General features: G+C 46.6%; 16 protein-coding genes. 7 read left to right on the top strand and 9 right to left on the bottom strand.

The genetic code is table 11. The features are described 5' to 3' along the window. Positions 1 to 203: 203 nt before the first annotated feature. The 4 genes from FC47_RS04875 to rihA form a co-directional block, all read right to left on the bottom strand. Positions 204 to 989 (bottom strand): transporter substrate-binding domain-containing protein, encoded by a 786-nt coding sequence (locus tag FC47_RS04875; protein WP_006499825.1) that lies wholly within the window; start codon positions 987 to 989, stop codon positions 204 to 206. A gap of 25 nt (positions 990 to 1014) precedes the next feature. Further along, positions 1015 to 1767, bottom strand: coding sequence for an amino acid ABC transporter ATP-binding protein (locus tag FC47_RS04870; RefSeq protein WP_006499826.1), 753 nt, complete (start codon positions 1765 to 1767; stop codon positions 1015 to 1017). A gap of 9 nt (positions 1768 to 1776) precedes the next feature. Next, positions 1777 to 2472, bottom strand: coding sequence for an amino acid ABC transporter permease (locus tag FC47_RS04865; RefSeq protein WP_006499827.1), 696 nt, complete (start codon positions 2470 to 2472; stop codon positions 1777 to 1779). Positions 2473 to 2784: 312 nt separating this feature from the next. Beyond that, the gene (rihA, locus tag FC47_RS04860; protein ID WP_006499828.1) at positions 2785 to 3723 is read right to left on the bottom strand and encodes a pyrimidine-specific ribonucleoside hydrolase RihA; all 939 of its coding nucleotides are present in this window, start codon (positions 3721 to 3723) and stop codon (positions 2785 to 2787) included. A gap of 284 nt (positions 3724 to 4007) precedes the next feature. Between rihA and FC47_RS04855 the strand changes: the two genes are divergently transcribed. The 3 genes from FC47_RS04855 (at position 4008) to FC47_RS04845 (ending at position 6080) form a co-directional block, all read left to right on the top strand. Continuing rightward, positions 4008 to 4271, top strand: a complete 264-nt coding sequence (locus FC47_RS04855) for a hypothetical protein (RefSeq protein ID WP_006499829.1) — start codon at positions 4008 to 4010, stop codon at positions 4269 to 4271. Between the two features lie 142 nt (positions 4272 to 4413). Next, entirely contained in the window at positions 4414 to 4755 is a 342-nt protein-coding gene (locus FC47_RS04850) for a hypothetical protein (RefSeq protein WP_006499830.1), read from the top strand. A gap of 386 nt (positions 4756 to 5141) precedes the next feature. Beyond that, complete coding sequence (locus tag FC47_RS04845; RefSeq protein WP_048344914.1) at positions 5142 to 6080, top strand: phosphoglycerate dehydrogenase; 939 nt, start codon at positions 5142 to 5144, stop codon at positions 6078 to 6080. Positions 6081 to 6174: 94 nt separating this feature from the next. Here the strand turns inward: FC47_RS04845 and FC47_RS04840 are convergent, their stop codons facing one another. Together FC47_RS04840 and FC47_RS04835 are read right to left on the bottom strand one after the other, a co-directional pair. Beyond that, positions 6175 to 7164, bottom strand: coding sequence for an amidohydrolase family protein (locus FC47_RS04840; protein ID WP_056968192.1), 990 nt, complete (start codon positions 7162 to 7164; stop codon positions 6175 to 6177). 132 nt (positions 7165 to 7296) lie between these two features. Continuing rightward, positions 7297 to 9087: a DUF2207 domain-containing protein gene (locus FC47_RS04835; RefSeq protein WP_006499836.1), complete on the bottom strand. Its 1791-nt coding sequence runs from the start codon at positions 9085 to 9087 to the stop codon at positions 7297 to 7299. Between the two features lie 245 nt (positions 9088 to 9332). Between FC47_RS04835 and mgtA the strand changes: the two genes are divergently transcribed. Both mgtA and FC47_RS10575 read left to right on the top strand, forming a co-directional pair. Continuing rightward, positions 9333 to 12086: a magnesium-translocating P-type ATPase gene (mgtA, locus tag FC47_RS04830; RefSeq protein WP_056968208.1), complete on the top strand. Its 2754-nt coding sequence runs from the start codon at positions 9333 to 9335 to the stop codon at positions 12084 to 12086. A gap of 14 nt (positions 12087 to 12100) precedes the next feature. Further along, complete coding sequence (locus FC47_RS10575) at positions 12101 to 12268, top strand: hypothetical protein (RefSeq protein ID WP_155403343.1); 168 nt, start codon at positions 12101 to 12103, stop codon at positions 12266 to 12268. A gap of 52 nt (positions 12269 to 12320) precedes the next feature. Here the strand turns inward: FC47_RS10575 and FC47_RS04825 are convergent, their stop codons facing one another. The 3 genes from FC47_RS04825 to FC47_RS04815 all read right to left on the bottom strand — a co-directional run bounded on the left by FC47_RS04825 (position 12321) and on the right by FC47_RS04815 (position 13602). Next, a complete protein-coding gene (locus FC47_RS04825) occupies positions 12321 to 12668 on the bottom strand; it encodes a hypothetical protein (RefSeq protein ID WP_048344911.1) in 348 nt (115 codons plus the stop codon). A 145-nt stretch (positions 12669 to 12813) separates the two neighbouring features. Then, complete coding sequence (locus FC47_RS04820) at positions 12814 to 13188, bottom strand: VOC family protein (protein WP_052669226.1); 375 nt, start codon at positions 13186 to 13188, stop codon at positions 12814 to 12816. Between the two features lie 18 nt (positions 13189 to 13206). Beyond that, positions 13207 to 13602 (bottom strand): hypothetical protein, encoded by a 396-nt coding sequence (locus FC47_RS04815; RefSeq protein ID WP_006499841.1) that lies wholly within the window; start codon positions 13600 to 13602, stop codon positions 13207 to 13209. A 143-nt stretch (positions 13603 to 13745) separates the two neighbouring features. Here FC47_RS04815 and FC47_RS04810 point away from each other — a divergent pair, with 143 nt between their 5' ends. Both FC47_RS04810 and FC47_RS04805 read left to right on the top strand, forming a co-directional pair. Next, positions 13746 to 14384 (top strand): ABC transporter ATP-binding protein, encoded by a 639-nt coding sequence (locus tag FC47_RS04810; protein ID WP_006499842.1) that lies wholly within the window; start codon positions 13746 to 13748, stop codon positions 14382 to 14384. After that, positions 14377 to 15162 carry an ABC transporter permease gene (locus tag FC47_RS04805; protein WP_006499843.1) on the top strand — a complete coding sequence of 262 codons (786 nt, stop codon included), beginning with the start codon at positions 14377 to 14379 and terminating at the stop codon, positions 15160 to 15162. The genes FC47_RS04810 and FC47_RS04805 overlap by 8 nt, the downstream gene beginning before the upstream one ends. Positions 15163 to 15942 lie beyond the last annotated feature (780 nt).

Below are 15942 nucleotides of genomic sequence, written 5' to 3'. Positions count from 1 at the left end.
CCAGTAACTTAATATACCACATCCTTAGTGATAGACTTAACAAGAATTTGTTATTACTATGTATCTATGCTTGATTAAACCAATTCAAATCCGCATAATATTGATATTTTTAAACGGTCCTGTCTAAATTATGATGGCATTCAAAGTATTTGCCAACTAAAAAGCATGACCCGGAACATTCCAGATCATGCTTTTTGCGTTGTTTATTTGGTAATGTCAGCACCAAAGTACTTTTGCGAAAGCTTCTTGACCGTGCCATCCTTTTGCAGCTTTTCTAAGGCCTTATTATATTGCTTCTGCAGTGCCGTTGACTTCTTGTTGAACATGGCTGAAACCTTAACCGGCTTAGCCTCATCAGACACATCAATCATCTTCAATCCCTTGGTGCTGTGCTTTTTAGCGTAGACGTACCAAGCTTCACGACTGTTGATCATTCCATCAACACGACCTTGTTTAACCATATCCAGACTGCTGGTAAAGTCGCTGCTGTCAACCGTAGTCCCGCCAAACTTTTTAACCAGTGTAGCGTTGTTGGTACCGACCCCGGCAGCCATTTTGTGGCCCTTGATTGACTTGAGGTTTTTAAGTGAGCTGTCTTTTTTTACAATCAGTACAAAATGCGATGAGATATATGGATCCGAGAAAAGGTACTTCTTTTGACGTTCTGGCGTTTGCGCAATGTTATTCATTACAACGTCAAACTTCTTGGCCCCCAAACCGGCAATCAAAGAATCCCACTTGGTTGGCACGAACTTGGCCTTTAAGCCCATTTCTTTGGCAACGGCTTTACCAATCTCTACTTCAAACCCTTGCAGCTTGCCGTCCTTACGATATGAAAACGGCGCATAGGTACCTTCCAGACCAATCGTCAGCGTATCAGGCGTTTTTAATTCTGATTTTACTGAATCAGCATGGCCAATCGTTGCTCCAACTGCAGTTCCGAATACCAAAGTAGCTGCCATTAAGGCAATCTTTTTCAAAATTTTCATATTAAATCCCTACTCTTTCTTTTTGTTATTCTTCCAATTCTTCCATCGTCATCGCCGCAATAAAGTGGCGGATCCGCTCATCTGGATTATTCGGCGCAAAAAAGCCTGCTGGATCACCGTCGTATTTAATCGTGCCATCTTCAACAAAAACAATCTTATCGGCAACGCGTCTGGCAAAGACCATATTATGCGTTACGATGATCAGCGACTGATTCTCTTGTGCCAGCTTAAGCAAGACCCGCAAAACCTCCAGCTCCAGTTCCGGGTCAAGTGCTGAGGTTGGCTCATCCAACAAAACGTAGGCCGGCTTCATTGCCAAGGCACGAGCGATTGCGACTCGCTGGGCCTGACCGCCAGAGAGCTGTGCTGGATAGGCATTGGCAAAATCTTTAAGGCCGACTTTTGCCAATAATTCCATGGCTGTCTGCTCAGCTGTTTCTTTAGGCAGCTTTAATACTTGTCTAGGACCTTCCGTTATATTTTGTAGAACCGTCAAGTGCGGAAATAGATTGTAGTCTTGAAAGACCATTCCCGTTTTTTGCCGCAGCGCCAGTTTTTGCTTGCGACTGACATTTCTTTCAAAATCAAGATGCAGCTCGTCAAAATCATAGGTTCCGCTGTTAGGCTGCTCTAGTAAATTCAGCGAGCGCAGAATCGTTGACTTGCCTGATCCAGAAGGGCCAACCAAAACCGTTGTCTGTCCAGCCGGAAATTCCAGATCAATGTCTTTTAAAACATGCTTGTCGCCAAACCACTTGTTGATCTTTTCAATTTTCATACATGCCTCCTATTGATCTGGGGTCGTTTTGGCCAGCGTTTTTTCCATCCAGGCCTGTAGTTGAGACAGTACGGTCGTAAACAGTGCATAGATCAGGGCCACAATGATGTACATCAAAAGTGGCTCATAGTTTTCGGCCGTAATCTGCTGCGCCACGGAAAACATTTCGGCAATCGTGATTGAAGCAGCCAACGACGTATCCTTAACCAGACTGATAAACGAGTTGGCCAGTGGCGGTAAGGCAACCCGTAATGCCTGTGGCAAGATGATGCGCCACAGTACCTGCACGCGTGTCATGCCGATTGATTCCGCTGCCTCCCATTGACCCTGGGGAACGGAGGCAATCGCTGCCCGAATCGTTTCAGATGCGTAGGCACCAGTATTAAGCGAAAACGTAATTACGCCGGCCGTGAATGGCTTGAGCTGGATACCATCTGGAAAGGCTCCTGGAATGACCAGGTGCGGCAAGCCGAAGAAAACAATGAACAACTGCACCAATAAAGGCGTCGAGCGAAACAGCCAGACATAGAAGACTGCGATCCCTTTGAGAATCTTAAACGCGCCTTTTTGCCTGGATAGACGAATCAATGCCACCAGCAGTGCGATGATCAAGCCAAAGAAAAACGACACCAGTGCCAACGGAATCGTATATTTAAAGCCAGCTGCCAATAGTTCTGGCAGCGAACCTTGAATCGTATGCCACATATTATTCCTCCTTGAGTCATTATTTTAAAAATGTTGCTACCAGTCTATAAAAAAAGCGCAGTCGGGATTTTCCTGGCTGCGCAAATGCTGGTCCAGTCGCATTCAGTCGATTAACTGAGCAACGACAAAGAGCGGACAGCCTAAGCGCGGTCCGCTGCAACACAGATGGTTGGTCAGTGAATTAAAGTTTGCCATTGCCAATTTCTCCTTTGAAAAAGTTAGTAATTGTATGATAACTTACTAAAAATAAGTTGTCAACCAAAAACAAAAAATAAAACTGACATTGGCAAAAACCGATGTCAGTTTTATTAATTAGTCAAAACTATGCAATGCTTCCATAATCATTTCAATAAAACGCTGTCGATTGATGCCCAGCATAACCTCGGTATTTTGCGGTTTGCTGGTCAGCTGATAGTAGTCGCAGACCGTTTCGCCGCGCGTCAGCTCACCGGTCGTTTCAACGTCAACGTTCATTTTTTCGGTTTGGAACATCTCTGGTTCAATCAACCAGGCAATCGTGCAAGGATCATGCAGCGGCGCGCCTTGAAAGCCCCACTTCGGATTTTCATGATAGCGCTCAAAAAAGCTCAGCAGCCCATAAAATGCCTGGCCAACCGGATTCTTAATCTGTTTTAATGCCTCGATTTCTGGTTTTAGAATCTGTGCCTGGTGCGTAACGTTTAATGGTGCCATCACCAATGGAATCCCGAAATTCATGACGATCTTGGCCGCCTCAGGATCAACAAAAATGTTGAATTCTACGCTGGGCTGCCAGTTCCCCAGTCCCATGGCCCCACCCATGTAGACGATTTGATCAATCTTTGCCTTGGCCAACTCAGGATAAACTCGCAAAAAAAGCGCCGCGTTGGTCATTGGACCCGTAACTACCAGTGTCACCGGCGTTGAACTTTCATTAAGCATTTTGGCGATCAATTCAATAGCCGTTAGATCAACCGGCTGAAAATCCGGCTCAGGCAGCGGATAGCCGTCCAGACCGCTTTCACCATGCACCTCACCAGCAGTTTCCAGTGGCTTGACCAACGGCGTCCGATTCCCGCCAGCAATCGGAATGTCTTCTCGACCTAACAGCTTAAGCATCCGCATGGCGTTATTGAGTGTCTTATCAGGCGTTTGATTGCCAGCTGAGGTAGTAACGGCCAGCAGCTCAATTTTAGGCGAGGCCACCGCCAGCATCATTGCCAAAGCATCATCATGACCAGGATCGCAATCAAGGATGATTTTTTTCGTCATAAATTTTCCTGCCTTTCCATATCCAATAAAGCGTTTTCATCAATAAAACTAGTATAACATTTTACCTAATGACTTCAAATCCCCAATTTAATTTTTAAAATTTGCTTTGAAAGTCAAAGAATCCTTGATTTAACAAGGCTTTTCAACAGTTCGATTTCCCATCAAAATATAATAATTTTTTCGTGTTAAAAGGCTTGATTTTTAGATCTATTCAGCTAAAATACTATCTCGTGAGTAATCGAAAAAAGCATCTTAGCTTTAATAAATTTTAGGAGGCATGAAACGTGACTTTGCGCAGCTTTTTCAAATATCACCACAATCAAAAAATGATCGAACTCCTGGCAGTTGAACTGTCGGAAGTAATCGAGCGGCGGCATTTGGATTCCGTACAAAGCGCGATCGTCTACGTTCAAGATCATGCTTTCTTCCCTAACGACCGCGACTACCAAATCAAGCTGCATATTGACGACTGCATGGCAATGGACATTCTGCCGCTGGTTGAAAAAGAAACGACCACGGTTTGCCAAAGTCTGGCTAAGGCGCGCTGATCAAAACCCGTTACTAAGCAAAATGCTTAGCAGCGGGTTTTATTTATCGATATTCATCGGTAATCGTTTTTCCATCTGATTTAGACCATTATTCGCCAAAAACTGCTATCATAAAAATAAGATCATCTATCGGAGGCAGATCATGACGGAAAACTATATTCGCGACTACATGCGCCTGGCCTATCAAGAAGCCGTCAACGTGCAGCGGCTGTTCGTTGATGCCATGAAGTCAACCGGTGTCAAGGAACGGCTCTGGGCTCATCTGGATGCTTTTCAGCGCAACGTCAATACGATGAATGAATTTATGTACCATACCAGTGAGGTTGAAAATGCCGCACAATATGTCAAATTTTTGGAGCAGGCTAAAGAATTTCGTCAATTAGTCGATGAAAAATTGAAAAAACATGCCTATACCAGAACCGATCGTGATAACATCTATGATGCGGTGATGGCGTTAGACAGTGCCATGCCGCTGATACTTTAAATTCATGTCTCAATCAGCTTAATCGCCGTTGTTCCCCAAAAGCAGCGGCGGTTTTTTGCTTGGAAAAAAATAAAAAGCCCCGCCATTGACAGCGAGACCTGCAGTTTAGAGAGAATCTGAATGGATTGTGAGACCGCTGGAAGCTTTCTCAACGTTAATCAGTCTAGCGACGCATTGTAAAGATTCATTCGGGGTTTGGGTATTGTTTTTGTAAAGTTTTTTAAATTGCTTTTAGACAGATCATTATCAGCTGAGCGTCGGACTAACAGTGTAAATCGCAAATTGACTTTTAAGGCGATTTTCATTAAGATTTACGCAAACAACGGCTGCACTTGGCCGCTGATATTTGATTCTAACCACCTTAACCAAGAAAAGAGTGAGAGAGAATGAAAGTTGCCGTACCAAGCATTATGTCGCAGGCTGGCAAGGATTATCTGACCAGCCGCGGTTTTGAACTGATCGAGACCAAAAGTCAAAGCGCCGCTGCCCTGGTTAAGGAAGCCGCAGATGCAGATGGTATTATTTTGATGACGGAACCATTTCCCAACACCTTAGCCGATCAGCTACCGAAATTAAAAGTCATTGCCCGCCATGGCGTTGGCTATGACAATATTGATCCTGAATTCTGGGCTAAACGAGGCGTTTGGGTAACCATCGCTAAAAATGCCAATGCCTCAACAGTTGCGGAATCAACTCTGGCAGCCATGATGGCAATCTCTAAAAATCTGGTCCCCACCACTGAGCACCTGCGCCAGGGTGACTGGGGATGGACATTTGCTCATCAAGGGTTTGATCTGGCCGGTAAAACGCTGGGAATTGTCGGCTATGGTCGCATCGGCCGCATGATTGCCAAAAAAGCCAGTGCATTTGACATGAAGATTATTGCCTACACGCCATCCAATCGTTCAGACGGAAATGCCGAAATGGTTGATCGAGACACGGTCTTTAAGGAGGCTGACATCATTTCGCTTAACATGCGAGTCACGCCAGAAACTACCAGAAGCGTCGGCCAGCGCGAATTCGACATGATGAAAGATTCGGCCATCCTGCTTAACTTTGGTCGGGCTGCTCTGGTTGATCAAGCGGCAATGCAGACGGCGCTTAAAACCGGTTCGATTGCTGCCGCTGCGGTCGATGTCTTTGATCAAGAACCGCTGCCCAAAGATGATCCCTGGTTCAGCACGCCCAATGTCTTGCTGACGCCGCATTGTGCCGGCAACACCAAGGAATGTATGGATCGCATGGCCGTTGATGCCGCGAGTGAGGTCGTTCGCGTTTTGAATGGCGAAAAACCGCTGTGGAACGTCAATCAGCCAGAGCATTGACTAAATAATTGACGGTCAAAAATTAGCAATCTGCTTACTACCCATAACTAAAAGAAACGCGCTATCGGCTCAACAGTCCGGCAGCGCGTTTTATTTAGCGTGATTTTTTAAACCGAGCAACGACTGGATCTTCAGCGGCTTGGGCAGCAGCAACGTTGGCAGCTTTAAAGTAGACCCGATTGGCATTATTGTACATGACATCGGCCAGCTCGTCATCAGTGAACAGATCGGTGTTCTCCAGCCAAGTAGCCAGTTGATGATAAGTATTAAACGTTGCCGACCATGGTGAGTCAGTCCCCCAGATCAAGCGTTGTGCCCCAACGATCTGCTTGGCCAGTGCGACCGTTTTTTGACAGCGCGGGTAAGGAAAATCAGTCGGCTTCTCCCCATCGATATCTTGGATTGCTGAAATGTCCAGATAGATGTTTTTAAGCGGTGCAAACTGCTGCAAGACGTTTGCCAAGCGTTCCAGATGATCAGCATTGGGAAATGACAAATGACAAACGACAAAATCCATTCTGGGGTAACGCTTGGCCAGATTTACGATGGCTTCGGGCTGATAGCTGGTCTGGGTATCGTCACCATAATCAACGGTTACGACAAATCCCGGATAGTCAGCCAGATAATGCATAATCTGCCCAATGCGTACGTCATCATCCAAGCGGAACGGTTTATGAAAGCCATGCAGGCCGCCTACTTGACTGATCTCAAACTTAATGGCCCGAAAGCCCAGTTCTTCAACGTGCCGCTTAACGATTGCCATCGCTCGCTCAGCAAATGGATCCACGGCAAACGCGCCGATAAAACGATCCGGATAGCGTTTGATGACTTGATAAGTGTAATAGTTTTGATAGCCGTTCAGTGTCCCTTGCAGTAAAACGGCCTTTTCAATATTTTCGACCGCCATGATGGGAAGATATTTTTCCACGCGAAAATCATCATCGCCCCATCCCGCTGGCAGCAGGTGAATAATCTCACCGTCGTCCCAGATCGCATAGCCATTGCCCAATGGATTCAAGCGCCCTTGTCCTTTAGAGCCGGCCATCGCCCGAATCAAGTGAATATGTCCTTCAATTTTTTTCAAAGCAATCCTCTCCTATTAAGAGTGTCTAACGTCGCCTGCCCAATTGTAGCCGTGATAAGCATGGTTCGCTGCTAACAACACGGACTGACAGCTCTCGAATTTAAGAGCGACATTATTGGCAAAGCGGCCGTTTTAAAACGCTCCGCCGCCTGAACCGCCACCAAAGCCACCGGAACTGCCGGCTGAAAAGCCACCCGATCCGCCATTCGCTGAAGATGAGTTACCGGTATCCAGAGCTTTTTCAAAAGTACTTTCAAACGTGCCCGTCCAAGGATCACTGGCAAAAATCCATGGATACGTAATTAAAAGCGTATCATTAAGCTCGGCTTCATCAAACGAAAGCCTTAATTCACGAATAACTTTTTTGGCCAGTCCAAACGCCGTCGCATATGGCAGAATCTGTTCCCATAAAACAATGTCGCCAACTTCTTTGAGCTTGAAGTCGCCAATATCTTTGAGCATGAGAATAAAGCAGTCTAAATCATATTTCATTTTTTGACCCTTTGGCGTATATGGCAGGAGCTGGCGGTAGTATATAATTCCCCAGCCAAAGCCGCCTGCAAATATCAGCCCCACGATTATTTTGAAAATCCAGCCAGCGACGACAAAAATCATCCCAAAAATCAGCAAAAGCTCGCCGATCAGCCAAAAGATGCCAATCTGCTTGAACAGGTCCGCGTCGGCATCATAGTAGCCGGTTTTTCTGGCACTTTCCAGACTGGCTTGCGACCATTGATCAAAGGCTTTCGCGATTTTTTTGGCGTGCTTGCGCTGCCTGCTCCATTTTTTCAGCTGCTGGATCGTAAAGCTTTGGCCGTCCCCGCAATCGTTAAACATGACCTTCAGCAGCTGATTTTCGGCAAGTACGGCCGGTTTTTTGACGGTAAATCGATAGTCGTCGTTTTCAGTCTTGCTGATTGCAATCTTATATTCACCTGCCAGCTGCATCAGATAGCCGCTGAGTACGCGCGCGTCAGGCTGTTGATTTTTATCGATCACGTAGGCCTGTTCAACTGGATATGGCGGAATCTCAAAAGAATGAACCAGTGGCGGCTGCTTGGATCGCTGGGGATGTTTTTTAATCAACCACCAGCCATAAGCTAAGATACTGATGCCGCATATTGTACTGTAGCCGATTTTGAAAAGCTGTCGCCGTCTTTTTTCCTGGGCGCGCTTGGCATTGGCCGCTTTTGCCAGCTGCTGCTCCTGCTTTAGCTCAGCAGCAAGGACCTTTTTGGCGACTCGGTTATCGTTTTGCGGTACGACGGCATTGGCAAACAGCAGGTGGCTTTCAACAAACTGATTGGCCGGCACGCGGTCGACCGTCATCTTAACCTGACCCTGCCGCTTCTTGACTGACGTTTTGCCGTTTAGCGGACCGTGCGTAAAGGCTTTAAGCGAGTCAACGTTTTTAGCCGGCAGCTGAATGGTGATTGAAACGTCATGCAGTGCTTCATCCCAGCCCGTCCCAATGATCTTCCAGTTCAGCTCAGCCGTATCCTGATAACTGGTAATCACGCCATGCAGCCGGTAGTGATAGATAAAGGTTGCTTCCGCGTCGCTGATTTGATGATAGACCTTGAGTTTGAGCCAGTCTGCGCTCTGCGTGGTCTTAACGGTATTATTCTGACCGGATTGGCTGAGCGCCAGGTTAGTCAGCTTACCGTTCTGTTCCACGGCTGCCGAGATCTGATCAGCCTTGCCGATGCCTTGCAGGTCTTGATTATAATAAACGCCATGAAAATCACCGTCAAAATCATAAGTGATCCTTTGCGTCAGATCCGCATCACCGTTTTTTAGCACGTCAACGTTCACTTGGTAATGCTTGATGTTAAAGTCGCCATCCGCATGACCCACGACTGGCGCCAGCAAGATCAGCATCAAAGCCAAAAGTCCTAGCAGCCAGGCATTCTGCTTTTTCATTCGCCTGCCCCCGTTTCTTAATGTTTTCTTTAATTTTACCAAATCCGCGCTTTTTAAAATAGCCTCCTGACGAAAACCACCATCAACGGCCTTAGTATCGAGCATCAGATAGGAATAAATATTTTGATACAATTCCCCATAACTGTCTATTTATTCAGATTTCTTGAAACCGCTTGTAAAAAAACGCGCTAAAATAAAGGCAAAATCAGATGAAAGCGATCTTTATCAGTAAGGAGGCTTTAATAATGAGCAGGCAAAAAAATTATGCTGACGCCGCCTCCGATCAAGTCGCGGCGCAAAAAGCTCGGCAAAAACGCGTTGATTATGCAGCAACACATTCGCCAGCCGAGCTTTTCAAACATTTCAACACCAGTCAACAGGGCCTGAACGATTCGCAGGTAGCGCAAAGCCGCAAGCTGTTTGGAGCCAACCACGTGCAGCAGCAGCACCAGCCGTCAATTGGCAAGCGTCTGATCAGCGCTTTTGTTAATCCATTCACGGCAATTCTATTGATTTTGGCAATCGTGTCCACGTTTACCGATATGATTTTTCCTTACTTTTCCTTATTTGGCAGCCGGCCAGAAAACTTCACCTGTGCCACGGTCGTCATTATCGTTACGATGATCATGCTTTCCGGCTTGCTGCGCTTTGTTCAGGAATACCGCAGCGGCAACGCAACGGCCAAGCTGCTGGCAATGATCAAGACAACCTGTACCGTTACGCGCAATGGTCAAGAAAAAGACATTGATCTCAATGACGTCGTGGTCGGCGACATCGTTCATCTCTCAGCCGGCAACATGATTCCCGCTGATCTGAGAATCCTGGAAAACACCGACTTGTTCGTCAATCGTTCCGAGCTGACTGGGGAAAGCCGCCCCGTTGAAAAAAGCGCTGCGGACGAGACGCCTAAAGATCAGATTACCGACTACGAAAACATCGCTCTGATGGGCAGCAACGTCATCTCAGGCAGCGGGCTGGGACTGGTTATTGAAGTCGGCTCAGACACAATGTTTGGCTCAATGGCTGGGGCCGTCGCCAAAGAAAAGGTCACCACCAACTTTACCAAGGGCGTCAATTCCGTCAGCTGGGTTTTGATCCGCTTCATGATGGTCATGGTGCCATTGGTATTCTTGATCAATGGTCTGACCAAGCACGACTGGCTGGAGGCTTTCTTGTTTGGGATCTCAACGGCGGTTGGGCTGACGCCAGAAATGCTGCCGATGATCGTTACTACTTGTCTGGCCAAGGGTGCCATCGCGATGAGCCGCAAAAAAACGATCGTCAAAAATCTTAATTCGATTCAAGACTTTGGGGCCGCTGACATTCTTTGTACTGATAAGACTGGCACGCTGACTCAGGACAAGATCGTCTTGGACTGTTATTGGAATATTGATGGCCAAGCCGATGATCGTGTTTTAAGACATGCCTTTTTAAACAGCTATTTTCAAACTGGTTATAAAAACGTGATGGATAAGGCCATCATTGCCAAAGCCGAGGACACCGAGTCGCATCCCGAACTGCAGGATCTTGAAAACGACTACGTTAAGATCGACGAAATTCCATTTGACTTTAAGCGGCGGCGACTCAGTATCGTCGTCAAGGATCCAAACGGCAAGCGGCAGATGGTAACCAAGGGCGCGGTTGAAGAAATGCTTAGCGTCTGCAGCTATGCCGAAACCAAAACCGGTATCCAGCCGCTCAATGACGCCCTGCAAAAACAAGTTAAGGCCACGGTTGATCGTTTAAACGACAAAGGCTTTCGGGTTCTGATTCTGGCACAGAAAACCGATCCGGCGCCAATTGACGTTTTAAGCGCCAAAGATGAAAAAGACATGGTTTTAATGGGCTACCTGGCATTTTTGGATCCGCCAAAAGAATCAACGGGTCGCGCGCTAAAAGCCTTATTGGAGCATGGCGTCACCACCAAGATTCTGACTGGCGACAACGACAAAGTTACGGCCACCGTCTGCCAAGAAGTTGGGATGTCGGTCGCCCACCTGCTTTTGGGTGAAGAGATAGTCAAGATGTCAGATCAAGAATTAACCGCGCAAGTCGAACAAACGCAAGTCTTTGCCAAACTGACTCCCGATCAGAAGGCCCGTATCGTCGCTGCCCTGCGCGCTAAAGGCCATACCGTTGCCTACATGGGGGACGGCATTAATGACGCGGAAGCCATGAAAACAGCCGATATCGGAATCTCCGTCGATAATGCCGTTGACGTGGCTAAAGAATCAGCCGACATTATCCTGCTGCAAAAAGACCTGATGATTCTGGAGCGTGGCATCGTGGAAGGGCGCAAGACGTATGCCAACATGATCAAGTACATCAAGATGACGGCTTCTTCCAATTTTGGGAACATTTTTTCCGTTTTGATTGCTGCCGCACTGCTGCCATTCTTACCGATGAAGAGTATTCATCTGCTGCTGCTCAATCTGATCTATGACTGCTGCTGTACCGCCATTCCTTGGGACAACGTCGATGCTGACTATCTCAAGGTACCGCGCGAATGGGATGCTTCTTCGATTGGCAGCTTTATGATCTGGATGGGGCCAACCAGCTCAGTCTTTGATTTGACAACCTACCTGTTTATGTACTTTATTTTCTGTCCACTATTCGTTTCCCATGGCATTCTTTATACCGATCTGCCGGCGCATTTCTCCGGTGCCGTATTAGCGGCCATGCAGCTTAAATACGTCGGCATGTTCCAGGCAGGCTGGTTTGTCGAGTCAATGTGGAGTCAGACGATGGTAATTCATATGATCAGAACTCCTAAGATCCCCTTCATTCAAAGCCGTGCCTCTGCTGAACTGATTCTGCTCTCAACGATCGGTATTGCCCTGGCAACCTTGATTCCATTCACCGCGGTTGGCCGGGCAATCGGCTTTGTCGCCTTGCCAGGCAGCTACTTCTGGTACTTGATCCCCTGCGTAATCTGCTACATGCTTTTAGCCACCAGCATCAAGAAAGCCTACATTCGTCACTTTGGCGAGCTGCTTTAAGGATGGTGATCATCATGATGACTTTATTAACTGCTTTTCATCCGGCTCATGCTTTTTGGATCGGGCTGCTGATCGTCTTGGCAATCATTGCGTTGATGAACCTGATCTGTTGGCTGCTGCCGCCTAAAAAACGGCCATCAAAGCACCCAACTCAAAGCCATTCCAAATTAAAACAGAACTAAGCAAAACCGCACTGACTGGATGAGTCGGTGCGGTTCTTTGCTTGACTTTTATTTAGCGAGCAGCTTGGGCTTTTCGCTGTTTAATGGCTTCATTAATAGCGGCCACGTTCATCTGCTGTCTTAGACTGTGGAGATCGATTCGGTTATATTCACAGTAGCGCCGCCAGTTTTGCCGTGGCACGCTCCATGACCGCCCCGTTTTGGGATCACGAATTGAGACACGAATGCCGCAAGCCAGGCCCAATACCAATAAAACGGCTGCCAGAGCAAACTGCATGAACAGTGCAAACGCTAAGGCCAGCATCAAAAAGAGAAACTGACCAACCGGAATCAAGCGCTCAAACGGCCGGTCGTATTCCATCGTAGCATCGCTTTGCAGCGGCAGCTTATTCTTATTCATAAGATCCATCCCCTAAGCTTTATTTATACTCTAATTATAGCTCAGGATCTGATATTTGTACGGATGAATATACTAAATATCGTTTTATTTATCTGTCAACCGTCGTCGTGATCGGCATTCAACCAAGGTTAAAGGCAGCCAGCTCTTAAACGTCTTTTTCAGCAACCGCGTACCAATTGCCCTCTGGATCGGCAAAATTGAACGTCTGCTGACTGCCCACCAAAACGATCTCATTAACGGTCGCGCCCATCTGCAGCAGTCTGGCATGTGCCGACGCCAGATCGTCAACATAAAACATAATTGAAGGCGAGTTCAGCGCAACTTCCGGCGAGTATTTCTGAATAAAATTGCGACTGTAAAACTGGAGACTGGCTTCAGGAAGAACCGGTACCGTAATCGTCTTTGAACCATCGATCATCGTTTCTTCACTGATTCGTGGCGTCCCAGCTGCCTGCTCAAAAAAAGCGGCTACTTTCTCAACATCATCAACATAGATCATTAGATTCATTGACTGTAACATAAAAAAACTCCTTATCAACTATTGTTTGGCTTGCCGTTTCTTGATCTGCGCCGCAACCGCCTCCGCTCGGCTCTGCTCACGCCACCGTTTCCAGTCAATGTTATTATAGCGACAGTATTGGTGCCATTTTTTGCGCGCTACGACCCATGACTGACCGGTTTTAGGATCACGGATGCCGACTTTTTGATAAAACAGCAGACCGCCCAGCAACACTGCCAGTGCCAGCCCAAATCGATAGAACAGGCACAGGATGATCACGCTGATTAAAATGATAAACTCAACGCCCGAAAATGCCCGTACGTAGACATGATCGTACTCACTGGGATTTTGACTCAGATTTTGCAATGGTTCAGCCGGCTTTTGGTCAAGACTGATTGGCAATTCGGTTGTGCTTTTATTAATCGTTTTTCGCATGATTTTCCCCCAAAACTTTATCTGCCTAATAAGGTTATTATATCGCAAATCTTTGATAGCGCCTACAGGTTCAATTTGTTGAGCTGCTCATCTGAAAAAGATAGAATCTAAATATGCTTAAACAATCTATATGAGGTGAAAAAATGGCTGACATATTAACACTGCATCAAATCAGCTTGACCATGCAGGGAAAAACGCTTTTAAAAAATATCAATCTAAGCGTACCCAAAGGAGCCTATATCACATTAGCCGGGCCTTCTGGAGCTGGCAAGAGCACGATTCTAAAAATCTGTGCGCGTCTTTTATCCCCCAGCAGCGGTGAGCTTTTATATCAAGGAAAAAATGCCTTTCAGATGCCGCCCCAGGAATATCGCCGCCACGTCTCCTATTGTTTTCAACAGCCCGTCTTGTTTGGTGAGACGGTCAGCGACAATCTTGATTTCCCATTTCAGATTCGCAATCAGGATCCTGATCGAAACCGACAGCAGGAACTTTTAGATCAGGTGAATCTGCCTAAAGACTACCTGACCAAAAGCATCGCCAGTCTATCGGGCGGCGAGAAGCAGCGTGTGGCCTTGATTCGTAATCTGATGTTTAAACCAGCGATTCTGCTGCTGGATGAGGTAACGACCGGTCTGGACGCGCAAAACAAGCAGATCGTCCATCAGTTGATTGCCGATTATCGTCAAACTGGCACGATTTTGGCCATTACCCATGATCCCGATGAACTGGCCCAGGCTGAAAAAATCATTACCGTTAAAGGAGGCCAAATCAATGAATAGCGTTCACGTCAATAACATCAGCCTGGTCTATGCCGCCGGACTGGTACTGATTGCTCTGTTTATCTCATATCGTCAAAAACTGGGACTGAACCGTGACATGATTATCAGCGTCGTCCGGGCAATCATTCAGCTAACGATTGTCGGCTATCTTCTCAAGTACATTTTCGCGCTCAATAACGTTCTGGTTACCGGGGCCATGGTGCTCATCATCATCTTTAACGCGGCTCATAACGCGGCCGGACGCGGCAGTGGCATTCCTAAGCTGTTTTGGCCATCCTTTTTGGCAATCTTGATCAGTACCGGCATTACGATGGGCGGTCTAGTTTGGTCTGGAGCTATCAAGTTTATCCCTTCTCAGATCGTGCCGATTGCCGGAATGATTGCCTCCAATTCAATGGTTGCCATTGGTCTTTGCTACCGACAGATGAAAACCAAATTTCATGACATGCATCAAGCGGTTGAGGAACGACTTGCCCTTGGCGCGACTGCCTTTCAAGCTTGCGGCGACATTGTGAGAGCCTGCATTAAAACCGGCATGCAGCCAACGATCGATTCTGCCAAAACCTATGGCATCGTCAGTCTGCCAGGGATGATGTCAGGCTTGATCTTTGCCGGCGTGGATCCGGTATACGCGATCAAATATCAGATCATGGTCGTTTTCATGCTGCTTTCGGCTACCAGTCTGGGATCGGTATGCTCATGCTACATCGCCTACCGTCGCTTCTTCTCAGACGATCTGCAACTGATTGACCGTTTGGCAAAAGAAAATCAAAAATAGCCAAAAAAGTCATACTAAATTAGAAATATTATTGAGACTAAGGCTTAAAAACAGGGTATCCCGCTGCTTGGCGAGGTGCCCTCTTTTATTGTCGCAGTGCTTTTATCTGCCAATCAGCTCATCATCTACTGAAGACACGCTATTGACAGCAGATGATTCGACGCGCTGGCAATGACTAATCTCACAATTGCGGCTACTATACAAAAAGTCCTGCATATTAACATATGACAAAACCATCATTACCTACTTCCGGTTCAAAATCAGTCTAGAGCAGGTAATTTCCGCCCCCAAACTGACCAAGATTTGATTTGCTTCACAATTGACACACCCGCATACCCACGGAAGCATAATTGTCTGGTAGAAAAACACGCTCGCATGCCCGCGATAGGACGAACCAATCAACTTTTCTGAAACGGCTGCTTTAAATGTCACAGATCAAGCCATTAACGCCAATCACCAGCATTACTAATTGCGATTGCCAATGAAAAATCCCAGTTTGATAAATCAGGTCGTTTCGCCCGGTAATAATTGGCATTCTATTTAATAGCAATTGCTGATTGATTTTGATAATGCTTTTAGTTAAGGTAAATTCATACTGCAATATTGAAATACAGCATCACCAAAATTTAAGCATAAAAAAACTGAGCAGCCGATGAATCTCCCAACTCATCGTATGCTCAGTTGATATGCAGTCAAATGGATCTGGCATGATTGCTGTTTTATTAAGCATTTAAGCCAGATTCAGCAGTGATTTCCAACTGAATCGTACTTTACCGATCA

This window comes from Limosilactobacillus mucosae DSM 13345 (genome assembly GCF_001436025.1).
Lineage (GTDB): Bacteria > Bacillota > Bacilli > Lactobacillales > Lactobacillaceae > Limosilactobacillus > Limosilactobacillus mucosae.
This window is presented reverse-complemented; position numbering and strand designations above follow the sequence as displayed.